Origin of the sequence: Streptomyces angustmyceticus, from assembly GCF_040701845.1 — a bacterium.
GTDB lineage: Bacteria > Actinomycetota > Actinomycetes > Streptomycetales > Streptomycetaceae > Streptomyces > Streptomyces angustmyceticus_A.
Genome location: NZ_JBFBHQ010000001.1, coordinates 330,048 through 353,719, shown reverse-complemented (window position 1 = coordinate 353,719; position 23,672 = coordinate 330,048). Strand labels below are relative to the sequence as shown.

Sequence of the window (23,672 nt, the reverse complement as noted above, 5' to 3'; positions counted from 1 at the left end):
GCCCCCATGGACACTCCCGGAACGATCTCCCGTGACGACGAACTGCGGCACTGGCCCGCCGACGAGGACCAGGCGCGCGCGGTCCAGGACCGGTTGCGGCCCCACGTACGGCTCGACGAACCCGGTCCGGAACCGGGGTTCGAGGGCACCGTCGTCGGAGTGGATGTGGCCTACGACGACACGCGCGATGTCGTCGCCGCTGCCGCCGTCGTGCTGGACGCCCGTACGCGCGCCGTAGTCGACGAGGCCACCGCGGTCGGGCAGATCTCGTTCCCGTATGTGCCCGGACTGCTCGCCTTCCGCGAGATTCCCACCGTGCTCGATGCGCTCGCCCGCCTCGCCCGTACCCCCGACCTCGTGGTCTGCGACGGCTACGGGCTGGCGCACCCGCGCCGCTTCGGGCTCGCCAGCCATCTGGGAGTGCTGACGGGGCTGCCCACCATCGGTGTCGCCAAGAACCCCTTCACCTTCCGGTACGAACCTCCCGGGCCGGAGCGCGGCGCCACCTCCCCGCTGCTGGACGGGGACGAGGAGGTGGGACGTGCGCTGCGGACCCAACAGGGCGTCAAGCCGGTCTTCGTCTCCGTGGGGCACCGCATCGCCCTCGACCGCGCCTGCGCGCACACGCTCCACCTGGCGGCGCGCTACCGGCTCCCCGAGACGACCCGGGCCGCGGACGCGCTGTGCCGGAGGGCGCTCGCCGAAGCCTGACGCGGGCCCGGGACGAGCGTCCACGGGGGCACGGAGGCAGCCGGGCTACTCCTGGACGACGCGGAACGTGATGCCCGCATCCTGGAGGCGGGCCGTCAGCGCGTTCCCCATGGCGACCGCGGTCGTCACCTGTCCCGCGGTTTCCGGCAGGTCGTCGAAGGCCAGGCTGAGCGCCGATTCGGCCAGCATCTTCGCCGTTTCGTCGTAGCCCGGGTCACCGCCCGACACCTCGGTCAGCACGCGGTGGCCGCCGCCGGAGCCGACGAAGCGCACCTTGAACCAGCTGCGCGCCCGCCGCTCGGGACCGGGCCCGTCGCCCGGCTCCAGGCGCTGCGACATCCACCGCCGGGCTGGCGGCAGCTGGGCGAGCGCACACATGGCCCCCACCCCCAGCGCCCCGCCCACGGCGACCGGCAGCCGCCGTACGCCTGCGTAGTGGCGATAGCGGAAATCGGGCCCGTAACGGTCCAGCGCGGCGGCCGAGCGAGCGATGACCTGGGGGTCGAGGGTCGGCAGCGGCACGCCCCAGGTGCGCGTTTCGGCACTCCTGAGAGGCGGTCCGAATGACGCCCGCACCGTACGGCCGTCCGGTCGTGGCTCGACCCGCTGCCGCTCGCGGGCGGCCCGCGCCATGGCCACCGGACGCGAGGCGACGGTCAGCGCGGAGGCCAGAGTGCCGCCGGAGAACGTCGCGTTGGTCCGCACGAAACCGTCGATCCGTACGGGGACGCCTTCGGGCAGGAGCCCCACCGTGAAGAGGACCCCCAGGTCGTGCGGGACGGAGTCGAATCCGCCGGCGTGCACGAGGCGCGCACCGGAGGCGCGGGCCGTCGCATCGTGGCGCAGGTACATCCGGTCGATGAACTCCGGCTCACCGGTGAGATCGACATAGTCGGTGCCGGCCGCGGCGCAGGCGGCGACCAGCGGCTCGCCGTGGAGCAGATACGGGCCGACGGTCGTCGCCAGCACCCGGGTGCCGGCGGCGAGGGCGCGCAGCGAGTCCGGATCGCCGCTGTCGGCCCGCAGCAGCGGCAGCTCGGCACAGGACGGGTCGATGTCCGCCAGCCGGTCGCGCAACTGCTCCAGTTTGGCGGTGTTGCGCCCGGCCAGCGCCCAGCGGCAGTCCTTGGGGGCATGCTGCGCCAGGTAGACGGCGGTGAGCGCGCCCGCGAAACCGGTCGCACCGTAGAGGACGAGGTCATGGGCCCGTCCGGAGGTGTCCTGCCGTGGCATCCCGCGTCCTCTCGACCGCCTGTGGGGCATGGAGAACGGACCTTAGGCAGCTCCCGTTGCCTCCGTCAACGTCCCTTTGCGGCCCCGTCCTTGGCTGCCCGTAAGGCCGCAGGGAGTGCGGTGTGCGGTCTTGACAGGGCATCGCGACCGGTCCACATTCGCGGGTGGGCGCTGACGTAGGACGTCCCATGTCTGTCGGTGTCCGCGGACCGCCCCGACCGTCCCCAGCGGCCGCCCTCGACGACGCCGTGCACCGAACCGTCCGCCGACTGCCGGAGGAGGCCGGGTGGCCATGAGGATGCGTCCCACCGACACCGCTGAGCACGGACGGAGCTGGTGGCGGGAGGTCACCCCGGGCCAGTGGAAGGCGATGGCCGCCGCCTGGATCGGGTATCTCCTCGACGGCTTCGACTTCGTGCTGATCACGCTCGTGCTGACCGAGATCGCCGACGACTTCCGTCTGAGCACCGCCACCGCCGCCTCGCTGGTCTCCGGCGCCTTCATCACCCGGTGGCTGGGCGGCGCCGTCCTGGGCGCGGTGGGCGACCGCTACGGCCGCAAGGCCGCCATGATCGCCAGCATCCTGCTCTACTCACTGGGCACGTTCGCCTGCGGATTCGCGTGGGGCTACACCAGCCTGTTCGTCGCCCGGCTGGTGATCGGTCTGGGCATGGCGGGGGAGTACAGCGCGAGCGTGACGTATGTGCTGGAGAGCTGGCCCGTCCGGTGGCGCAACCGGGCTTCCGGATTCATCATCTCCGGTTACGCCGGAGGCACCGTCCTCGCCGCCGAGCTCTACGCCTGGGTGGTCCCGCGCTGGGGCTGGCGCTGGATGTTCTGGATCGGCGTGCTGCCCGTCCTGGTCGCCCTCTGGATGCGCAGGTCGCTGCCGGAAGCCGGCGACTGGCAGCGGCAGATCGGCGCCGCCCGTACGGGGGAGGAACGCCCCCATCCGTTCCGGCCGTTGTTCACCGGTCGGATCCGGCCCTGGGTCAACGCGGTGCTGGCGGCGACGGCCTCGGCCGCGCTGTTCTGCGTCTTCACACCCGTCGGTGCGGGTTTCGTACCAGCGCTCTCCGTCGTCGCTGCGGGGTGCCTGGTGGCCTTCGCCGCACAGCTCGGCGGCCGGCGCGGATGGCTGTTGTACGTCGCCCTGATGGCGACGGTGTTCTGTGCCTTCCTCTACAGCTGGCCGATCCAGGCCCTGCTGCCCACCTACCTCAAGACCGACCTCGGGTACGCACCCGGGCAGGTCGGCGACGTGATGTTCTGCGCGGGCTTCGGCACCATGGCGGGCTGCTGGCTGGCGGGCTTCGTCGGCGACCGGTTCGGCACCCGCCGCGCCTATGCCGGCACCCTGCTGGCCTCGCTCGCCCTCGTCTTTCCCGTCTTCGCGGTACAGGACAGCCTGCCGGCGCTCGGCGTACTGCTCTTCGGGCTGCTCGCGCTCAGCCAGGGCATCTCCGGCATCCTGCCGAAGTACCTCGCCGGCCACTTCCCGACCGCCGCCCGCGCCGCTTCGCTGGGCTTCGTCTACAACGTGGGGGCCCTGGGCGGGGCGGTGGCGCCCGTCCTCGGGGCCCGTCTGGCCGAAGGCATGCCCCTGGGCAGGGCGCTGGCCGTGCTCACCTTCGGGCTGACGCTCGTGGTCATCATCCTGGTGGGCGGCAATGTGCCCCGGCGACTGGGCCGGCTGGTGGACCGTCAGACACCCGACGACCACCTGGTGCCGGAGGCCGGGGGAGCGGGGTCGCCGCCCGCGGGGGAGAGGCCCTCCGGCGCGTCCGGACAGGCGCCGGCGGATCCGGCGTAGCGGCTCCGCAAGCGCCGCCGCCCACCCGGTGCACCGGTCGCGACCCGGCCGCCGGGGAAGCCGGACAGCGCGCCGGCGGGTTGCGGGGAGGGCAGCGGGAGGGCACGGGTGTCCCTCGGTCGGCCCGGTGTCCGGCGCTCCGCGGGCCGTTGTCAGTGGTCGCCGTTAGCGTGGAATGCGTTGGGGCGGCCCGCGCGTGACGAGCGGGGGCCGGGCGGCATCGCGGGCGGTGCCGTACGGGGGACGGACGTGGAGGAGCGCATGGCGAAGGCGGCGGATCCGGCGAAGGTACGGGCGCGGGTGCGCGCGTTCGCGCTCGGCCTGCCGGGGACGGTGGAGGAGTTCCCGTGGGGCGAGAGCGTCATCAAGGTCAACAAGAAGGTCTTCGTCTTCCTCGGTGTCGGTGACGGCAGCCATCCCTTCGGGGTCACGCTGAAGCTGAAGGCCCCCGAGGCGCATGCGCATGCGCTGACCTCGCCCGGCGCCCAGCCCGCCGGTTACGGCCTGGGCAGGTCCGGATGGGTGCGGGTCCCCCTCGCGGAGCCGGGGGCTCCGCCGGCCGAGCTGCTCTGCGACTGGGCGGAGGAGTCCTATCGCGTCATAGCCCCCAAAAAGCTCATCGCCGAGCTCGACGGGGGATAGCGGCGCAGCGGCAGCAGGCGCGCAAAGGCCCGTGACGGCGATGGCAGTTGAGCATCGCCGTCACGGGCCTTTTCCGCTGCTGCCACGCGACACGGGGGGCTTGTGGAAAGTGGAACACGTTCTTAACATCACGAGTGTTACATCAGAAGTGTCACAGTGCGGAAAGGCATGGGGCGCGATGACGGAGTCAGGGAACGGCCCGCTGAGCGGGGTGCGGGTGGTCGAACTCGCGGGCATCGGCCCCGGCCCGTTCGCCGCCATGCTCCTGGCCGATCTCGGCGCCGATGTCGTCCGCGTCGACCGGCCCGGAGGCGCGGGGCTGGGCATCGATCCGGCCCGCGACCTCACCAACCGCAACAAACGCTCCGTGCTGGTGGACCTGAAGAGCCCCGACGGTGTGGCGCAGGTCCTCGAGCTGGCCGGGCGCGCCGATGTGCTGATCGAGGGGTACCGCCCCGGCGTGGCCGAGCGGCTGGGGGTGGGCCCCGAGGAGTGCCTGGCGCGCAACCCCCGGCTGGTCTACGGCCGCATGACGGGCTGGGGACAGCAGGGCCCGCTCGCCGACACCGCCGGACACGACATCGGCTACATCGCCATCACGGGCGCCCTGGGCATGATCGGGTCGCCCGACGGCCCGCCCGCCGTCCCCGCCAATCTCCTCGGTGACTACGCGGGCGGCTCCCTCTACCTCGTCATCGGCGTCCTCGCCGCCCTCCAGCACGCCCGCACCGACGGCGGAACGGGCCAGGTCGTCGACGCCGCCATCGTCGACGGCACGGCCCATCTGACGGCGATGATCCACGGCATGCTGGCGGCCGGCGGCTGGCAGGACCGGCGCGGCGCCAATCTCCTCGACGGCGGGGCCCCCTTCTACGGCACCTACGAGACCGCCGACGGCGGCTACATGGCCGTCGGCGCGCTGGAGCAGCGGTTCTACGGCGAATTCATCCGGCTGCTGGGCGTCGAGCAGGAGGTCCCCAGCCGCGACGACCTCGCCGCCTGGGGCGAGCTGCGCACCACCCTCGCCGCCCGCTTCAAGACCCGCAGCCGCGAGGAGTGGACGGCGGTCTTCGCGGAGTCCGACGCCTGTGTGGCACCGGTGCTGTCCCTGCGCGAGGCACCGCAGCACCCGCATCTGGCCGCCCGCGGCACCTTCGTCGAGCACAGCGGACTGACCCAGCCCGCACCCGCGCCGCGCTTCTCGCGCACGCCGGGCGCGGTCCGCAGGCCTCCCGCACGGCCCGGCGCGGACTCCGCGGAGATCGCGCGTGACTGGCAGGTCCCCGGCCTCCTCGCCCCGTTCCCCGCCGGGTCCCCGTCCGCCGGCCCGGACCGCACCGGGCAGAAGGACGCGGCCGGCTGATGGGGTCCGCCACCACGCTCCGGTACGCGGCCGCCCCCGAGGAGGCCGCCGTCGTCCTGCGGGAGACGACCCGCGACCGGGGAGGCGGCCCGCTCGCCGGGGGCGCCGCCCGGCGCGGTCCCGTGGGGCCGCAGCCCGTCACACCGACCGAGACCGTCAAGAACCGGCTCCCAGGAGGGCCCGCAGCATGACCGCGCAGATGAAGCGCCAGATCTTCACCGAGGACCACGAGGCCTTCCGCAAGGTCGTACGGACCTTCCTCGCCAGGGAGGTGACGCCGCATTACGAGCAGTGGGAGAAGGACGGCATCGTCAGCCGGGAGGCCTGGCGGGCGGCCGGCAAACAGGGACTGCTGGGGCTGGCGGTTCCCGAGGAGTACGGCGGGGGCGGACAGCACGACTTCCGCTACAGCGCGGTGCTGGCCGAGGAATTCACCCGGGTGGGCGCGTCCGGGCTGGCAGTGGGCCTGCACAACGACATCATCGGCCCCTATCTGACGACGCTCGGCACCGAGGAGCAAAAGCGCCGCTGGCTGCCCGGCTTCTGCAGCGGCGAGATCATCACCGCCATCGCGATGACCGAGCCCGGCGCGGGCTCCGACCTGCAGGGCATCCGCACCCACGCCGAGGACGCGGGCGACCACTGGATCCTCAACGGCTCCAAGACCTTCATCTCCAACGGCATCCTCGCCGACCTGGTCATCGTCGTCGCCAAGACGACGCCGGAGGGCGGGGCGCACGGCCTGAGTCTGCTGGTCGTCGAGCGGGGCATGGCGGGCTTCGAGCGCGGCAGCAACCTCGACAAGATCGGGCAGAAGTCGCAGGACACCGCCGAGCTGTTCTTCCACGACGTCCACGTCCCCAAGGAGAACCTGCTCGGCGAGCGGAACGGCGCCTTCGTCCATCTGATGACCCATCTCGCGCAGGAGCGGATGGGCATCGCCGTCGCCGGTATCGCCGCCGCCGAACACCTGCTGGAGATCACCAGCGAGTACGTCAAGGAGCGCGAGGCGTTCGGCCGGCCGCTGGCCAGGCTCCAGCACATCCGCTTCGAGATAGCCGAGATGGCCACCGAGTGCGCCGTCACCCGCGCGTTCCTCGACCGCTGCATCGCCGACCACTCCGCCGGCGAACTGGATGCGGTGCACGCCTCGATGGCCAAGTGGTGGGCCACCGAACTGCAAAAACGCGTCGCCGACCGCTGCCTGCAACTCCATGGCGGCTACGGCTATATGGCGGAACACCGCGTGGCCAAGGCCTTCACCGACGGCCGGATCCAGACGATCTACGGAGGGACCACCGAGATCATGAAGGAGATCATCGGGCGCTCCCTGCTCGGCTGACCCCGGACCGGCCCCGGTCCCCACCCGCTGCTCCCGCCTCCACCCTCATGCGAAAGGCTTGTTGACTTGAGTACCGAAGCGTACGTATACGACGCGGTCCGCACCCCGCGCGGCCGCGGCAAGGCCACTGGCGCACTGCACGGCACCAAGCCGATCGACCTGGTCGTCGGCCTGATCCACGAAGTGCGCCGGCGCTTCCCCGGGCTGGACCCGGCCGCCGTCGACGACATCGTGCTCGGCGTCGTCGGACCGGTCGGCGACCAGGGATCCGACATCGCCCGGATCGCGGCGATCGCCGCGGGGCTGCCCGACACGGTGGCCGGCGTCCAGGAGAACCGCTTCTGTGCCTCGGGTCTGGAGGCCGTCAACATGGCCGCCGCCAAGGTGCGTTCGGGCTGGGAGGACCTGGTCCTAGCGGGCGGCGTCGAATCCATGTCGCGGGTCCCGATGGCCTCCGACGGCGGCGCCTGGTTCGCCGACCCGATGACCAACTTCGACACCGGCTTCGTCCCGCAGGGCATCGGCGCCGACCTCATCGCCACGATCGAGGGCTACACCCGCCGGGACGTCGACGAGTTCGCCGCGCTCTCCCAGGAGCGCGCGGCCGAGGCCTGGAAGGACGGCCGTTTCGACCGCTCCGTCGTCCCGGTGCGCGACCGCAACGGCCTGGTCGTCCTCGACCACGACGAGCACATGCGCCCCGGCACCACCGCCGACTCCCTGGCCGGCCTCAAGCCGTCCTTTGCCACCATCGGCGACGCCGGCGGCTTCGACGCGGTCGCCCTGCAGAAGTACCACTGGGTCGAGAAGATCGACCACGTCCACCACGCGGGCAACTCCTCCGGCATCGTGGACGGCGCGGCGCTCGTCGCCATCGGCTCCAAGGAGGTCGGCGAGCGCTACGGCCTCACCCCGCGGGCCCGCATCCTCTCGGCCGCGGTCTCCGGCTCCGAGCCGACGATCATGCTCACCGGCCCCGCGCCCGCCAGCCGCAAGGCCCTCGCCAAGGCCGGGCTGACCATCGACGACATCGACCTGGTCGAGATCAACGAGGCCTTCGCCGCCGTCGTGCTGCGGTTCGTCAAGGACATGGGCCTGAGCCTGGACAAGGTCAATGTCAACGGCGGCGCCATCGCCCTGGGCCACCCCCTCGGCGCCACCGGCGCGATGATCCTCGGCACCCTCATCGACGAGCTGGAGCGGCAGGACAAGCGCTACGGCCTGGCCACCCTCTGCGTCGGCGGCGGCATGGGCATCGCCACCGTCATCGAGCGCCTCTGACCCCTCGTCCCACCCACCACGGAGTACGCACCATGAGTGAATCCGCTGCTTTGTCGACCATTCGCTGGGAACAGGACGAGACCGGCATCGTCACCCTGGTCCTGGACGACCCGGACCAGTCCGCCAACACCATGAACAGCGCCTTCAAGACCTCCCTCACCGCGGTCGCCGACCGCCTGGAGGCCGAGAAGGACAACATCCGCGGCATCATCTTCACCTCCGCCAAGAAGACCTTCTTCGCCGGTGGTGACCTGCACGACCTGATCGCCGTCACCCCCGCACAGGCCGAGCAGGCCTTCGCCACGGGCACCGGCATCAAGCGGGACCTGCGCCGGATCGAAACCCTCGGCAAGCCCGTCGTCGCCGCGATCAACGGCGCGGCGCTGGGCGGCGGTTACGAGATCGCGCTGGCCTGCCACCACCGCGTCGCCCTCGACGCCCCCGGCACCAAGATCGGCCTGCCCGAGGTCACCCTCGGCCTGCTGCCCGCCGCGGGCGGTGTCACCCGTACCGTCCGGCTGCTCGGGATCGCCGACGCGCTGCTGAAGGTGCTGCTCCAGGGCACCCAGTACAACGCCACCCGCGCCAAGGACGCCGGGCTGATCCACGACGTCGCGGCCACCCCCGAGGAGCTGCTGGCCAAGGCCCGCACCTTCATCGAGGAGCACCCCGAGTCCCAGCAGCCCTGGGACGTCAAGGGCTACCGCATCCCCGGCGGCACCCCCGCCCAGCCGAAGTTCGCCGCCAACCTCCCGGCGTTCCCCGCCAACCTCAAGAAGCAGCTCAACGGCGCGCCCTACCCCGCCCCGCGCAACATCCTCGCCGCCGCGGTCGAGGGCTCCCAGGTCGACTTCGAGACCGCGCAGACCATCGAGGCGCGCTACTTCGTCGAGCTGGTGACCGGCCAGATCTCCAAGAACATGATCCAGGCGTTCTTCTTCGATCTGCAGGCCGTCAACTCCGGCGCGAACCGCCCCAAGGGCATCGAGCCCCGCCCGGTCCAGAAGGTCGCGGTCCTCGGCGCCGGCATGATGGGCGCGGGCATCGCCTACTCCTGCGCCCGGGCCGGCATGCAGGTGGTCCTCAAGGACGTGACCCTTCAGGCGGCACAGAAGGGCAAGGAGTATTCGGCGGGACTGCTCGACAAGGCGCTCTCCCGGGGCCGGACGACCGAGCAGCAGCGCGACGAGCTGCTGGCGCGCATCACGCCCACTGCCGAGCCGGCGGACCTCGCCGGCTGTGACGCCGTCATCGAGGCCGTCTTCGAGGACGTCGCCCTCAAGCACAAGGTGTTCAAGGAGATCCAGCACATCGTCGAGCCCGACGCGCTGCTGTGCTCCAACACCTCCACCCTGCCCATCACGCTGCTGGCCGAGGGCGTCGAACGCGACCAGGACTTCATCGGTCTGCACTTCTTCTCGCCGGTCGACAAGATGCCGCTGGTGGAGATCATCATGGGGGAGCGGACCGGCGACGAGGCGCTGGCCCGCGCCTTCGACCTGGTCCGGCAGATCAAGAAGACCCCGATCGTCGTCAACGACTCGCGCGGCTTCTTCACCTCCCGCGTCATCGGCCACTTCATCAACGAAGGCGTGGCGATGATCGGCGAGGGCCTCGACCCGGTCTCCGTCGAGCAGGCCGCGGCCCAGGCCGGCTACCCGGCCAAGGTGCTGTCCCTGATGGACGAGCTGACCCTCACCCTGCCGCGCAAGATCCGCGAGGAGACCAAGCGGGCGGTCGAGGAGGCCGGCGGCAGCTGGCAGCCGCACCCGGCCGACGCGGTGATCGACCGGATGGTCGACGAGTTCGGCCGCCCCGGCCGCAGCGGCGGCGCCGGGTTCTACGAGTACGGCGACGACGGCAAGCGCGCCGGCCTGTGGCCCGGCCTGCGTGAGCACTTCACCAAGAAGGACGCCACCGTCCCGTTCCTCGACATGCAGGAGCGGATGCTCTTCGCCGAGGCGCTGGACACCGTCCGCTGCTTCGAGGAGGGCGTGCTCACCTCCGTCGCCGACGCCAACATCGGCTCCATCTTCGGCATCGGCTTCCCGGGCTGGACCGGCGGAGTGATCCAGTACATCAACGGCTACCAGGGCGGCCCCGGACGCGAGGAACTCGTCGGCCTGCCCGGCTTCGTGGCCCGCGCCCGCGAGCTGCAGGAGGCCTACGGAGACCGGTTCGCGCCGTCCGCGCTGCTGGTCGAAAAGGCCGAGAAGGGCGAGACGTTCAGCGACTGACCGGTCATGGGGGCGGGCCCCGGCGGCCCGCCCCGTCACCCCTGCGCGGTGCGGACCTCCTGGTCCGCCGGGCCGTTGCCGCCCTCCTTGCCGAACGACTCCCGCAGCTCCTGCTTCATCGACCGCTGGAACGCGGTGACCAGTGCCTGTACCACCATCGGCTGCATATGGGCCGAGAGCGACTTCATCCGCGCCAGCTCCTCGTCGTCCGGCCCGCCGTCCCGGTACGGCTCCCACACCTCGTCCTTGAAGAGCCGGCTGAGCTCCCGTGCCGCCGAGCGGGTGTGCTCGATGACCACGGTGCGCGCCGCGATGATCGTCTCCAGCGCGATCGGGACGTCCAGCAGCCGGGCGCCCAGATGCAGCAGCCCCGGGTCGACCCGGAAGACCCGCGGATCATCGGTCCGTACCAGCACGCTCATGGCCGCCAGCCGGTCCAGATCCTCCTCGGTCAGCGCCCGGCCGACCCGCCGCTCCAGCTGCTCCCGGGTCGCGTCCTCCGCCTTGTCCGGAATCCAACTCGCCACCAGCGCCCGGTGGATGGCCAGATCCTGGGCACTGAGGTCCGGCGGCAGCTGCTCCAGATAGCGTTCGATCGCGGAGAGCGTCAGCCCCTGGTGCTGGAGTTCCTCGATGAGGGCGAGCCGCGAGAGGTGGTCGGGTCCGTAGCGGCCGACCCGGCGCGGACCGATCTCCGGCGGCGGCAGCAGCCCCCGCGTGCTGTAGAAGCGGATCGTGCGGACGGTGACGCCGGCGCGGGCGGCCAGTTCGTCGACCGTCAGGTCCGTGGCGGTCTCCATCATGTTCAACAGTATTGCTGTCTCACCACTCCTGTGAAACCTTTCTGAACCCTTCTGCCCCCTTGTTCTCCTCCTGTCTCGCCTTCATTGCTTTATGCAGCGGCCGGGACCGTACTGCTCGTGCCAGGCGCGGCCCGCGGACCCCGCCTGGAGGGCGGGCGCACCCGGGGTCGGGTGCCGGGAGAAGCCGGTGGTCGCTACGGAGCGTGTGCACGCGGTCCCCGGGAACCGGCGGCCGCAAGTCGGCGTCATGCGGAGGTTCCGGCGCGGCGGAGGCGCTCACGCGGGGACAAACGACCGCTTTCACCGGACCGAACCGGTCACGAATGAAGGGTTCCCGGCGGCGAGTGAGGGCCGGAATGGGCCGAACGGAAACCTTCCTGAAACTTAACCACCGGAAAATTCGCGACAAAAAAGGACAAATCTTGGATGGCCTATACACGCTGTGATCTTGCCCACAGACGGGGGGGCGCTCTTCAGGGAAGGTGTGCCGTCGGCCGTCCGCGCTATCCGCGAGATCGGCTTCGCTCAAGCGCCTCCCCGAAAGCGAGATGCACCACCAGTGAGCACAGAAACCGTCACCGAGACAGCCCACGGGTCACCTGACGGGGGAAGCGGCGCGCAGCAGGATGCGGGCGACGCGGGCTACAGCAAGGGCCTCAAGGGCCGGCACATCAACATGATCGCCATCGGCGGAGCGATCGGCACCGGCCTGTTCCTGGGTGCCGGTGGCCGTCTGCACTCCGCCGGCCCCGCCCTGGCCATTGCCTATGCGGTCTGCGGCCTCTTCGCCTTCTTCGTCGTTCGGGCACTGGGCGAGCTGGTGCTGCACCGCCCGTCGTCGGGTTCGTTCGTCTCGTACGCCCGTGAGTTCCTGGGGGAGAAGGGCGCCTACGTCGCCGGCTGGATGTACGTCGTCAACTGGTCCACGACCGGTATCGCCGACATCACCGCGATCGCGCTCTACACCCACTACTGGAGCCTGTTCACCGACATCCCGCAGTGGGTGATGGCACTGATCGCGCTCGCGGTCGTGCTGACCGTGAACCTGATCTCGGTGAAGATCTTCGGTGAGCTGGAGTTCTGGTTCGCGATCATCAAGGTCGCGGCGCTGGTCGTCTTCATGTTCATCGGCATCTTCCTGCTGGCCACCCAGCACCCGGTCGGCGGCCACTCGCCAGGGCTGAACCTGCTCACCGACCACGGCGGTATCTTCCCGACCGGTCTGCTGCCCGTGGTGATCGTGCTCCAGGGCGTGGTCTTCGCCTACTCCGCCGTGGAGCTGGTCGGTGTGACCGCCGGTGAGACCGGTGAGCCGGAGAAGGTCGTGCCGAAGGCCGTCAACTCCATCATGTGGCGGGTCGGCGTCTTCTACGTCGGCTCGGTGATCCTGCTGGCGATGCTGCTGCCGTGGAACAAGTACGTCGACGGCCAGAGCCCCTTCGTCACGGTGCTGTCCAACGTCGGTGTGCCGGCCGCGGGCGATGTGATGAACCTCGTGGTGCTGACCGCGGCGATGTCCAGCCTGAACTCCGGGCTCTACTCGACCGGCCGCATCCTGCGCTCCATGTCGATGGCGGGCTCCGCGCCCAAGTTCGCCGGCCTGATGAACCGCAACCAGGTGCCGTACGGCGGCATCATGCTCACCTCCGCGGTGTGTGTGCTGGGTGTCGCGCTCAACTACGTCGTGCCGGGCGAGGCGTTCGAGATCGTCCTGAACATCGCGGCGCTGGGCATCATCAGCACCTGGTGCACGATCATGGTCTGCCACATGGTGTTCGTGCGCCGCTCGAAGGAAGGCCTGGTCGAGCGCCCGCGCTTCCGGCTCCCCGGCACGCCGGTCACCGACATCGCCACCATCGCCTTCCTGCTCGGCGTGATCGTCCTGATGTGGTTCGACGACGGTGTCGGCCGGCAGACCGTCATGCTGATCCCGGTCCTCGCCGTCGCCCTGGTCGGCGGCTGGTTCGCGGTCCGCGGCCGGGTGAGCCGCATCGCCAAGGAACGCGAGCTGTCGAAGTAGTCGTGCGGTAGCGCACGCCCGCCGAACGAAGGGCGGTCACGGAGGCCGGGAGGCGTCCGTGACCGCCCTTGCGCGTGCAGGGCGGCGGAACGGGTTCCGGCGCGGCACGGTTTCCTCGGCCCCGGCCGATTGTCAGTGCCCGCCCCTACCGTGGAGGCATGACGGAGAGCACGGGGATCTCATACATCAAGGGGGACGCCTCCGCACCGCAGGGCAAGGGCGTCAAAATGATCACGCATCTCTGCAACGACCTGGGCGGCTGGGGCAAGGGCTTTGTGCTGGCGCTCTCCCGGCGCTGGCCGGAGCCGGAGGCCGCCTACCGGCGGTGGCACCGCGAGCGTGCGCGGAACGACTTCGGGCTGGGTGCCGCACAGTTCGTCCAGGTAGCCGACCGCCTCTGGGTGGCCAATGTCGTCGGACAGCGGGGCATCCGTACGGGCAGCAAGGGCGCCCCCGTGCGGTACGACGCCATCGGCGCCGGGCTCGGCCGGGTCGCGGACCGGGCCCAGGAGCTCGGGGCGTCGGTTCATATGCCGCGGATCGGCTGCGGTCTGGCGGGCGGTAGGTGGTCCCGGGTGGAGCCGCTGATATCGGAGCGGCTCACCCGGCGGGGCATACCGGTGACGGTCTACGACCGCTGAACTCCCCGCCAGCCGCCAGCCGCCAGCCGCCCGCCGTGCGCCCCTGCCTCAGCCGCCGATCAGCGGATAGTGGTCGGAGAGATTGGTGTAGGTGTACTTCTTGCCCCAGCTGGAGACCGTCCAGGGAGCCGACTGCTCCTTGATCACGGTGTTCTGCCATCCGGCGGGGCGGGCGTGGCCGTTGCGGTGCAGGACGTAATCCAGGTCCTCGCGCGGGTCGTCGGGGTAGCGGTACTTCGCGACGGAGTTCTCCTGGGTGTCGAAGGAGTAGGGGTGGCCGGTGCGGCTGTCGGCGGGCGCCAGGTCCGCGTTGCGGAGCAGTGCGTCGTACTCGGCACCGTGTGAGTCGATGTTCAGGTCGCCGGCGACCATCACCTCCTCGTCCGCCGGGATGTCCTTGGCGTCCAGGAAGGCGTCCATCTCCTGGAGTTGCTCGGCGCGGTCGGCGGCCGCCTCGCCCGCCTTGCAGCCCGAGTCGGTGGACTGGGTGTGGGTGCCGACCACATGCACCTTGGTGCCGTTGACGTCCAACACCGCATAGACGAAGCCCTTGTTGGAGAAGGAGTCCGAACCACAGGCGTCCTGGTAGATGTACTGCTCCTTGCGCAGCACCGGCCACTTGCTCAGCAGCGTCACTCCGCCGTCCTCCGGAGTGACGGCGGAGTAGGCGCCGCCGGTGGCGTCCCAGCCGCTCCTGCTCCGGCCCACCACCGGAGTCTGGTGCGGATACTGTGCCGCGGCCGCCGCCTGCAGCGCCTCGGAGGAGGAGTTGTCGAACGCCTCCTGCAGCACCACGACGTCATTGCCCTGGAAGAAGTCCGCGGCCGCGATCGCCCGGGCGCGGTGGTCCTGGCCCCAGTTGGGATAGAGGGTCTTGCTCATGAGGAAGGTGTTGTAGCTGAGCACCTTCAGACGGGGGGCGGTGGCGGCCGACGCGGACGGGGCGGCGGCCAGGGTGACGGCGGTGAGGGCCGTGACGAGGGCGGCGATCCGGGACGTGCGCAGCGCTGAGTGCGACACTGAATCTCCCTGTGGGGGTGGGGACTTGGTCCGGTGACGCTCATCCAATCAGCCAGGGTTACCTTCAGGTAACCTCCTGGTGGGCAGGAGATGGACAAGCCGAAGTCGTTTTGGGGCGCCGATCCCGTTTGCGTTGGCGTGCGGGCGCGTTGGGGGAGTGGTGCCCGGTGCTGGGGCGCGCCCGGAGCTGTGGGCAGGGCGGCATCTCTCCCCCCTCGGGCTGGGCGCAAGGCACGGCTTGAGGTGAGCGCAAGGCGCACCCTGGGGTGAGCGCAAGGTGCGCCCCGAGGTGCGCGCAAGGGCCCCCTGAGCTGGGCGGATCGTCGTGGAGCGGTGGCCGGAGCGGGCGGGAGGGCGTACCCGTCCGGGGTGCCCCCGGCCTCCCTCGCCCGCTGGGCGCGCCGTATCATGATTAATGACATGAATACGGTGAAAAATGACCCAAACCCCCCGCCGGTCGGAGGTGTGCTCTGGTCGATGGCCGGGGACGTCCGCATCCTGCTCACCCTGCCCGCGGCGCTGACCATGCAGGTCGCGCACCCGGCGGTGGGCGCCGGGGTGGACGACCACTCCGCGTTCCGTACGGACCCGTGGGGGCGCGGCGAGCGGTCGCTCGCCTCGCTGCAGCTGTGGGTGTACGGAGGTGAGGGTGCGGCCGCGGAGGGGCGGCGGCTGCGGCAGCTGCACAAGAGCATCCAGGGGACCGACGCGCACGGCCGCCCCTACCACGCCCTCACCCCCGAGTACTACGCCTGGGTGCACGCCACCGGCTACCCCGTCTTCCGGTACGCCCGGCGCTATCTCGGCCGCCCCTTCACCGAGGCCCAGGAGCGCCGGCTGTACGCGGAGTGGCTCCAGGTCGGGCGGATCCTGGGCATCCACGACCGCGATATGCCGCAGACCATCGAGGAGTTCTGGCCGTACTACCAGAAGGTCCTCGGCAACGACCTCGAAGCGACGGCCGTGGTGCGGGAGTTGGTGGCAGCGGACCCCCAACTTCCGGTCCCGGACCGCGGACCCCGGTGGCTGCGGCTGCTCCTGCGGCTGACCTGGCCGTGGCTGTGCCCGCGGTTCGCCCGCCTCCGGCGTTTCCTGACGATCGGGCTGATGCCGCCGGAGGCCCGGCAGGCCATCGGCCTGGAATGGACGGACGAGCAGGAGCGCCGGTTGCGCCGCTTCGGGCGGGTCGTCCGCGCCGTGGTCCCGGTGCTTCCGGAACGTCTGCGGTTCCTGCCGATCGCGCGCCGGGCCCGCCGGGCGGCGCGCGGGTAGCTGGAACCGCTCCGGCCGGAGCAGGGTCGCCCCCGCTCCGGCCGGATCGTCGCACGGGCACCGGAGCGGTGCCCGTCCGCAGGTCAGTGCCGGTGCACGTCGTGCGTGGCCGCGATCTGCTTCCACGACTTGGGCGCGGCGGCCGGCGCCCGCCCCGTGCCGAACGCCGAGGTGCCCGCGCCCGCCTCCGGCTTGGACGGCTCGAACAGCCAGGTGTCGAAGAACCCGGCCAGCTTCTTGCCGGACTTCTTCTCGGCGAACTTCACGAAGTCGGCCACCGAGGCGTTGCCGTACCGGTGCTCCGTCGGCCAGGACTTGAGGAGCGCGAAGAAGGCCTTGTCGCCGATCTTGTTACGGAGCGCCTGGAGGGCCAGCGCGCCACGGTCGTAGACGGCGTCGTCGAACTGGTTCTCCGCGCCGGGGTTGCCCGGCTTGACCTTCCAGAACGGGTCATCGGCCGGGTGCTGGGAATAGACGTAGTCCGCCAGTTCCTGCGCGGTGCCCTCGCCCTCCTTCTCCGACCACAGCCACTGGCTGTAGGCGGCGAAGCCCTCGTTGATCCAGATGTCCTTCCAGTCCTTGAGCGAGACGCTGTCGCCGTACCACTGGTGGGCCAGCTCGTGTACGACGACGGAGACGTTGGTCCCGCGGTCGAAGGCCTTCTCGCCGTAGAACGGGCGGGTCTGGGTCTCCAGGGCGTAGTGGGCCGGCACGTTCGGCACGTAGCCGCCCACCGCGTTGAACGGGTAGGGGCCGAAGACGGTCTCCAGCCACTCGGTGGCCTCGGTGGTGCGCTCGATGCTGGCCCGTGCCGAGCCGGCGTTCGCGCCGAGGTCCTTGCTGACCGCGTTGATGACCGGCAGGCCCTTGGCGGTCTTGTCGGTGGTGATGTCGAACTTGCCGATGGCCAGCGTCGTCAGGTACGTCGCCTGCGGCTTGTCCGAGCGCCAGTTGTAGCGCGTCCAGCCCAGCTTGGAGGACTGCGAGGCCAGCACGCCGTTGCTGAGCGCCTGGGTGCCGTCCGGGACCGCCACCGAGACGTCGTAGGTCGCCTTGTCGGTCGGGTGGTCGTTGCTCGGGAACCACCACACCGCGGCGTCCGGCTCCTGCGCGATCACCGCGCCGTCGGGCGTACGGGCCCAGGCGCTGAAGTTGTCGATCTTCAGCTCGGAGGGCTTGCCCGCGTAGCGCACGACGACGCTGATCTGCCGGCCCTTCTCCAGCGGCGTGGCCGGGGTGACCTCCAGCTCGTGCTTGCCGGACGTGGCGAAGGAGGCCTTCTTGCCGTTGATCCGGATCTCGCTGACCTTGAGGCCGAAGTCCAGGTTGAAGCGCGACAGGTCCTGGGTGGTCCTGGCGAGCAGCGTCGCCGTCCCCTCCAGCAGGTCCGTCTTCGGCTGGTACTTGAGTCGCAGGTCGTAGTGGGAAACGTCGTATCCGCCGTTTCCGCTCTCGGGGTAGTAGCTGTCGCCCACACCCGGAGCGCCCGGGGTGAAGCCGGCCGCGGAGGCCGGGATCGCCAGCAGCAGGCTGAGTGCGGCGGCACCCGGGACCAGGAGTCTGTGACGCACGAGTCCTCCAACTCGTAGGGGGATGGCTCGAGTCCGACCTTATGTACTGCGACCGGGCGGCGTCATGTACATGGCCTCATCTGACACATGACCGACATGAACCACCCCGGGCCGCGCCGGCGGGGCGCACCGGCCCGGCAGGGCCTCCCGCGTGCGCGGTCGCCCCCCGCCCTCCGCATCCGCCCCCGGGTGCCGCCCCTCGGCGGCGGCCGCGGCAGCCGGGGTTCCCGGACGGGCTCTTACGCACGGGAGTTGAGCCGCGCTACCGTCCGCCCGTGACGAATCCTGCGCGGATCCTCCGCACCCCCTTCACCGTGCTCGTGCTGACGGCCGTCGTCGCCCTGCTGTCCGCCCTGACCGGGCCGGCCGCCGCGCAGGCGGCGCCCCGGGAGAGCAGACCCGTCTACTCCTACGACCACGCGATACGCGAATCGGTCTGGGTGGACACACGGCTCGACGGCGACGCGGACGGCAGGACCGACCGCGTCGCCGTCGACATCGTGCGGCCCGCCGAACCCGCGCAGCAGGGCCGCAGGATCCCCGTGATCATGGACGCCAGCCCGTACTACTCCTGCTGCGGCCGCGGCAACGAGAGCCAGAAGAAGACCTACGACGACCACGGCCGGCCGGTCCAGTTCCCGCTCTACTACGACAACTACTTCGTGCCGCGCGGCTATGCGACGGTCCTCGTCGACCTCGCGGGCACCAACCGCTCGGACGGCTGCATCGACATCGGCGGCCGCTCCGACATCGGTTCGGCCAAGGCCGTCGTCGACTGGCTCGGCGGCAGAGGCCGCGCCTACACCTCCCGTACCGGGGGCACCCCCGTCACCGCCGGCTGGTCCAACGGCAGTACCGGCATGATCGGCAAGAGCTGGGACGCCACCATCGCCAACGGCGTCGCGGCCACCGGCGTCAAGGGGCTCAAGACCATCGTCCCGATCGCCGGCATCTCCTCCTGGTACGACTACTACTTCGCCCAGGGTGCCCCGCTCTACGACTCGGGCCCCGACACCCTCGCGGATCTCGTCAACAGCCCCGAGGCGCACAAGCGTTGCGCCGCGATGCAGAAGAAGCTCGCCGACGGTGCGCCGCGCAGCGGCGACTGGACCGGGCTGTGGACCGAGCGCGACTACGTGCGCCATGCGGACAAGGTCCGGGCCAGCGTCTTCCTGGTGCACGGCATGCAGGACCTCAACGTCCGCACCCGGCACGCCGGACAGTGGTGGGACGCGCTCGCCCGGCACGGCGTCGAGCGCAAGATCTGGCTCTCCCAGACGGGGCACGTCGACCCCTTCGACTACCGCCGCGGGGACTGGGTCACCACCCTGCACCACTGGTTCGACCACTACCTGATGGGCTACGACAACGGCATCGACCGCGCCCCCATGGCCGACGTCGAGCGTTCCCCCGGCACCTGGTCCACCGACCGGCAGTGGCCCGCCCCCGGTACGCGGACGACCACCCTGCGCCCGCGCGGCGGCACCGCACCCGGCGTCGGCGTGCTGGGCACCGCCCGGGCCCCGCACGGTGCGACCGCGGCCTTCACCGACGACCCGAAGCTGAGCGAGGCCGACTGGGCCGCCCGGATCGATGAACCCACCCCCGCCAAGGCCGGGTTCCGCACCGCGCCGCTGCGCGCCCCGCTGCGGCTGTCCGGCTCCGGCAAGGTGACGGTGAGCGCCACTCCGAGCACCTCCACCGCCCATCTCTCCGCCGTCCTGGTGGACATCGGGCCGGACACCATCCGCAACTACGCGGCCGACGGCGAGGGCATCACCACCCTCGACAAGCGCACCTGCTGGGGCGCCGGAACCCCCGGCGACACCGGGTGTTTCAAGGAGACCGCGGCCGACACCGAGAAGGTCGGATACACCGTCTTCAGCCGCGGCTGGGCCGACCTCGGCACCTACGCCGACCCCCGCAAGGGCCGCCCGCTCACCCCGGGCAAGCGCTACACCCTCACCCTGGACCTGGCCGCCTGCGACCACATCGTGCCCGCCGGGCACCGGCTCGCGCTCATCGTCGCCGGTACCGACGCCGGTCTGATCGACCCGCCCGCCTCCACACCGAAGCTCACCCTCGACCTGTCCCGTACCTCCGCCGTGCTGCCGCTGACCGGCGGGGCCCCGGCCTTCGCGCGGGCCACCGCGGACGCGCCCCGGCACGACGCCGGGGCCGCACCGCTGGACGGGATCGCCCCGCCGCGCTCGATCAGCCGGCTGCCGGCCGGGGACTGACCGCCCGACCGCCCGGGGCCGCCCACCGCGGGCGGCCCCGCACCGGACCCACTTCCCCCCACCGTTCACCCAAGGGAGGCCCCTCGTGATGTCCCGCTCCTGCCGCCCCGCCCTGGGGACGCTGGCCGTCGCCCTGACGGCGTGCCTCGGCGCGACCCTGCCGGCCCCTCCCGCCCGCGCGAGCGGGACCCCCGTGCCCCGTACGGGATTCGAGATCAGCCACGGTGCCCGCTGGACCAGCGGGAGCGAGGAGCAGGCGTTCCTCTCCGCCGTCGACCGCGCCTCGGCCCGGGTACGGATCGACCGGATCGGGACCACGGAGCAGGGCCGCCCGCTCCGGCTCGTCAGGATCGGCGCCCCGGCCCCCGAGCGCCCGGCGGCGGTCCGCCGCGGCAACTCGGTGCTGCTGGTGTGCTCCCAGCACGGCGACGAACCCTCCGGCCGCGAGGCGTGCCTGACCACCGTCCGCAACCTCGCCTACAGCAAGTCCCCGGCCACCCGTCGCTTCCTGGCGCACACCAGCGTGCTGGTCGTGCCGACCGCCAACCCCGACGGCCGCGCCGCGGACACCCGTGGCAACGCCGACGGCGTGGACGTCAACCGCGATCACCTCGCCCTGCAGACCGCGGAGGCCCGCGCGGTGGCCGGGGTCATCCGCGACTACCGCCCCGACACCCTCTACGACCTGCACGAGTACGGGCCGACCGTGCCGTACTACATGAAGGACCTGCTGTCGCTGTGGCCCCGCAACCTCAACACCGCGGACGGGGTGCACCGCGAAGCCAGGGCGCTCTCCGAGGACTTCGTCGAACCCGCCGTCCACCGGGCCGGCTTCTCCACCGGCGTCTACGGCATCTGGACCGACCCGGAGACCGGTGACCCCGTCAAGCAGGTCGCGGGCGACGGCCAGGAACGGATCCTGCGCAACACCGCGGGGGTGAAGGGCTCGCTGGGGCTGCTCGTCGAGACCCGGGTCGACCCCCTCACCGCCGCCGAGAAGGCCGACCCCGCGCTCAACAACCGGCGCCGGGTGAGGTCCCAGCTGGCCGCGCTGCACGGCGCGTTCACCTTCTTCGACCGGCACCGCGCGCGCATCGAGGCGGCCACCACCGCCGCCCGGCTCGCCGGGGCCACCGACCGCGGCCCGGTCTACCTCGGCGGCGCGGACAACGAACCCGCCGACGACGGCCAGGTCCTGTCCGACCCGCCCTGCGCCTACCGTCTCGACGCGGCCCGGTTCGCGCAGGTCAAGGAGGCACTGGCGCTGCACGGCGTGCGCTGGAAGCGGGACCGCGGCGGCGTCGTCGTGCCGCTGCGCCAGCCGCTGCGCAAGCTCGTCCCGCTCCTGCTGGACGAGCGGGCCGGTTATCACCTTACGGTCGCAACCCCCATGAACGTCTGTCGTCGTGTGGTAGGGGGTAACGGGTAAGGAAAATATGGCCCATTGAAAGGTTGACACGTGCCGGAGACAGTCAAGGAAGCCAGAGACGGGGGTGGCACCCCTTTGCTGGCGGATCTTCCCGAAGACCCGCGGCGGACCGGGCCCCCGCAGACCGACCGTGTGGTCTTCGGTGTGACCGCACTGCTCACCCTCGCCTTCATCGCCTGGGGAGCGACCTCCACCGAGTCCCTCAAGAGCGCCTCGACCGCCATGCTGAACTGGGTGATCGACAACGGGGGCTGGGCGTTCGTGCTCTCCGCCTCCGGTTTTGTGATCTTCGCGATCTGGCTGGCGGTCAGCAAGTACGGCCGGATCACGCTCGGCAAGGAGGGCGAGGAGCCCGAATTCCGCACCGTGTCCTGGATCGCGATGATGTTCAGCGCGGGCATGGGCATCGGCCTGATGTTCTACGGCGTCAGCGAGCCGCTGGGGCACTTCGCCGCGCCGCCGCCGGGCACCGATCCCAAGGACGCCGCGCAGGCGATGGACACCGCGATGGCGACCACGATGTTCCACTGGACGCTGCACCCGTGGGCCATCTACGCGGTCGTGGGGCTGGCGATTGCTTACAGCTGCTTCCGGCGGGGGAGGCGGCAGACGATAAGCGCGGTGTTCACGCCACTGATCGGGACGCGGCGGGCGAACGGCTGGGGCGGCCAGGTCATCGACATCCTGGCCATCTTCGCCACCCTCTTCGGCTCCGCGGCCTCGCTCGGGCTCGGCGCGCTGCAGATCGGCAGCGGCATCAAGGTGCTGGGCTGGATGGACAACGTCAGCACCAGTCTGCTGGTGATCATCATCACCGTGCTGACCATCGCCTTCATCCTGTCCGCGGTCTCCGGCATCGCCAAGGGCGTCCAGATGCTGTCCAACATCAACATGGTGCTGGCGGTGATCCTGGCGGTCTTCGTGTTCGTGGTCGGCCCGACGGTCCTCATCCTCAACCTGCTGCCCACCTCCCTCGGCTCGTTCCTCGGCGAACTGCCGCAGCTGGCGGGCCGTACGGAGGCCAGCAGCGGCGCGGACGTGGGCAGCTGGCTGCGCAGCTGGACGGTCTTCTACTGGGCGTGGTGGATCTCCTGGACGCCCTTCGTGGGCATGTTCATCGCCCGGATCAGCCGCGGCCGGACGATCCGGCAGTTCATCGGCGGCGTCATCCTCGTCCCGAGCGTGGTCAGCCTGGCGTGGTTCGCGGTCTTCGGCGGTTCGGCGATGAAGCTGCAGGCCGACAAGAAGCTGAGCGGGTCGAGCACCCCCGAGGGCCACCTCTTCGACGTGCTGCACCAGTACCCGCTCGCCACGGTCATGAGCATCCTGGTCATGGTCCTGGTCGGCATCTTCTTCGTGTCCGGCGCCGATGCCGCGTCCATCGTCATGGGCACCCTCTCGCAGAAGGGCACCTTCGAGCCGACCCGGCTCGTGGTGGTCTTCTGGGGCGTGGTGACCGGCGCGGTCGCCGCGATCATGCTGCTGATCGGCGGCGGCTCGGGCGACGCCCTGACCGGACTGCAGAATCTGACGATCCTGGTCGCGGTGCCGTTCATGGTCGTGATGATCGCCATGTGCTGGGCGCTGATGCGCGATCTGCGCAGCGACCCGCTGATCGTGCGCGGCCAGAAGGGCGAGGAAGCCGTCGAGATGGCCGTGATCGCGGGCCATGAGCAGTACGACGGCGACTTCGAGTTCCGGATCGGGCCGGGCGGCAACGGGACGTCCGAGGACCGCGCGGACGACGACGGCGCCGGGTCCGGGAGCGGCGACAGCTCCCGGGACACGACTCCTTGACGAGGTGTTCACCTGACGGACGCGTCCTGCGGCGAGCGTGCGCCGAGACGCACATCAGTGCAGGTGGGGGCCGGTCGGACAGGTTTCCGGCCGGCCCCTCCGGCTGTCCGGGGCCCGCGCCGCGGCCCGTGTTCCCGCCGTCGGCCGGTGCGGGCCAGGGGGAGTGCGGAGCGGATTTGCCCCGGGCCGGGGGCGGTATGTCACAGTGGGCCGTCCCGGTCGGCCGGGCGCGCGCGTGCGCAGCCGCCGCCGGGCTC

18 protein-coding genes are annotated in these 23,672 nt (G+C 71.1%); 14 read left to right on the top strand and 4 right to left on the bottom strand.

Going from position 1 to position 23,672, the window contains the following annotated elements:
• The first annotated feature begins 6 nt into the window (after positions 1-6).
• On the top strand, positions 7-711 hold the full coding sequence (locus AB0411_RS01485) for an endonuclease V (protein WP_366415130.1): 705 nt from the start codon (positions 7-9) through the stop codon (positions 709-711).
• A gap of 45 nt (positions 712-756) precedes the next feature.
• On the opposite strand, the gene AB0411_RS01480 is transcribed toward AB0411_RS01485, so the two are convergent.
• Positions 757-1,944 carry a saccharopine dehydrogenase family protein gene (locus AB0411_RS01480; protein WP_366415129.1) on the bottom strand — a complete coding sequence of 396 codons (1,188 nt, stop codon included), beginning with the start codon at positions 1,942-1,944 and terminating at the stop codon, positions 757-759.
• A gap of 298 nt (positions 1,945-2,242) precedes the next feature.
• Here AB0411_RS01480 and AB0411_RS01475 point away from each other — a divergent pair, with 298 nt between their 5' ends.
• The 7 genes from AB0411_RS01475 to AB0411_RS01445 all read left to right on the top strand — a co-directional run bounded on the left by AB0411_RS01475 (position 2,243) and on the right by AB0411_RS01445 (position 10,622).
• Positions 2,243-3,757 (top strand): sialate:H+ symport family MFS transporter, encoded by a 1,515-nt coding sequence (locus AB0411_RS01475; protein ID WP_437041254.1) that lies wholly within the window; start codon positions 2,243-2,245, stop codon positions 3,755-3,757.
• A gap of 261 nt (positions 3,758-4,018) precedes the next feature.
• Positions 4,019-4,399, top strand: coding sequence for an MmcQ/YjbR family DNA-binding protein (locus AB0411_RS01470; RefSeq protein ID WP_366415614.1), 381 nt, complete (start codon positions 4,019-4,021; stop codon positions 4,397-4,399).
• A gap of 178 nt (positions 4,400-4,577) precedes the next feature.
• Entirely contained in the window at positions 4,578-5,762 is a 1,185-nt protein-coding gene (locus tag AB0411_RS01465; RefSeq protein WP_366415127.1) for a CaiB/BaiF CoA transferase family protein, read from the top strand.
• Positions 5,762-5,953 carry a hypothetical protein gene (locus AB0411_RS01460; RefSeq protein WP_366415126.1) on the top strand — a complete coding sequence of 64 codons (192 nt, stop codon included), beginning with the start codon at positions 5,762-5,764 and terminating at the stop codon, positions 5,951-5,953. The genes AB0411_RS01465 and AB0411_RS01460 overlap by 1 nt, the downstream gene beginning before the upstream one ends.
• 8 nt (positions 5,954-5,961) lie before the next feature.
• Entirely contained in the window at positions 5,962-7,104 is a 1,143-nt protein-coding gene (locus AB0411_RS01455) for an acyl-CoA dehydrogenase family protein (protein ID WP_366415613.1), read from the top strand.
• A gap of 66 nt (positions 7,105-7,170) precedes the next feature.
• Positions 7,171-8,385: an acetyl-CoA C-acetyltransferase gene (locus AB0411_RS01450; RefSeq protein WP_366415125.1), complete on the top strand. Its 1,215-nt coding sequence runs from the start codon at positions 7,171-7,173 to the stop codon at positions 8,383-8,385.
• A gap of 32 nt (positions 8,386-8,417) precedes the next feature.
• Positions 8,418-10,622 carry a 3-hydroxyacyl-CoA dehydrogenase NAD-binding domain-containing protein gene (locus AB0411_RS01445; RefSeq protein WP_366415124.1) on the top strand — a complete coding sequence of 735 codons (2,205 nt, stop codon included), beginning with the start codon at positions 8,418-8,420 and terminating at the stop codon, positions 10,620-10,622.
• 35 nt (positions 10,623-10,657) lie between these two features.
• On the opposite strand, the gene AB0411_RS01440 is transcribed toward AB0411_RS01445, so the two are convergent.
• A complete protein-coding gene (locus AB0411_RS01440; protein WP_366415612.1) occupies positions 10,658-11,422 on the bottom strand; it encodes a MerR family transcriptional regulator in 765 nt (254 codons plus the stop codon).
• Between the two features lie 562 nt (positions 11,423-11,984).
• Between AB0411_RS01440 and AB0411_RS01435 the strand changes: the two genes are divergently transcribed.
• Both AB0411_RS01435 and AB0411_RS01430 read left to right on the top strand, forming a co-directional pair.
• Positions 11,985-13,445, top strand: a complete 1,461-nt coding sequence (locus AB0411_RS01435; protein WP_366415123.1) for an amino acid permease — start codon at positions 11,985-11,987, stop codon at positions 13,443-13,445.
• Between the two features lie 158 nt (positions 13,446-13,603).
• Positions 13,604-14,086, top strand: coding sequence for a macro domain-containing protein (locus AB0411_RS01430; protein ID WP_366415122.1), 483 nt, complete (start codon positions 13,604-13,606; stop codon positions 14,084-14,086).
• A 48-nt stretch (positions 14,087-14,134) separates the two neighbouring features.
• Here the strand turns inward: AB0411_RS01430 and sph are convergent, their stop codons facing one another.
• Positions 14,135-15,106 (bottom strand): sphingomyelin phosphodiesterase, encoded by a 972-nt coding sequence (sph, locus tag AB0411_RS01425; protein WP_366415121.1) that lies wholly within the window; start codon positions 15,104-15,106, stop codon positions 14,135-14,137.
• Positions 15,107-15,583: 477 nt separating this feature from the next.
• On the opposite strand from sph, the gene AB0411_RS01420 reads away from it, so the two are divergent.
• Positions 15,584-16,378: an oxygenase MpaB family protein gene (locus tag AB0411_RS01420; RefSeq protein WP_366415120.1), complete on the top strand. Its 795-nt coding sequence runs from the start codon at positions 15,584-15,586 to the stop codon at positions 16,376-16,378.
• An 83-nt stretch (positions 16,379-16,461) separates the two neighbouring features.
• On the opposite strand, the gene AB0411_RS01415 is transcribed toward AB0411_RS01420, so the two are convergent.
• Positions 16,462-17,949 (bottom strand): M1 family metallopeptidase, encoded by a 1,488-nt coding sequence (locus AB0411_RS01415; protein ID WP_366415119.1) that lies wholly within the window; start codon positions 17,947-17,949, stop codon positions 16,462-16,464.
• Positions 17,950-18,224: 275 nt separating this feature from the next.
• Here AB0411_RS01415 and AB0411_RS01410 point away from each other — a divergent pair, with 275 nt between their 5' ends.
• The 3 genes from AB0411_RS01410 (at position 18,225) to AB0411_RS01400 (ending at position 23,415) form a co-directional block, all read left to right on the top strand.
• On the top strand, positions 18,225-20,189 hold the full coding sequence (locus AB0411_RS01410) for a Xaa-Pro dipeptidyl-peptidase (protein ID WP_403144704.1): 1,965 nt from the start codon (positions 18,225-18,227) through the stop codon (positions 20,187-20,189).
• Positions 20,190-20,277: 88 nt separating this feature from the next.
• Complete coding sequence (locus AB0411_RS01405; RefSeq protein ID WP_366415118.1) at positions 20,278-21,618, top strand: M14 family metallopeptidase; 1,341 nt, start codon at positions 20,278-20,280, stop codon at positions 21,616-21,618.
• A gap of 30 nt (positions 21,619-21,648) precedes the next feature.
• Positions 21,649-23,415: a BCCT family transporter gene (locus AB0411_RS01400; RefSeq protein ID WP_437041084.1), complete on the top strand. Its 1,767-nt coding sequence runs from the start codon at positions 21,649-21,651 to the stop codon at positions 23,413-23,415.
• The last annotated feature ends 257 nt before the right edge of the window (positions 23,416-23,672 follow it).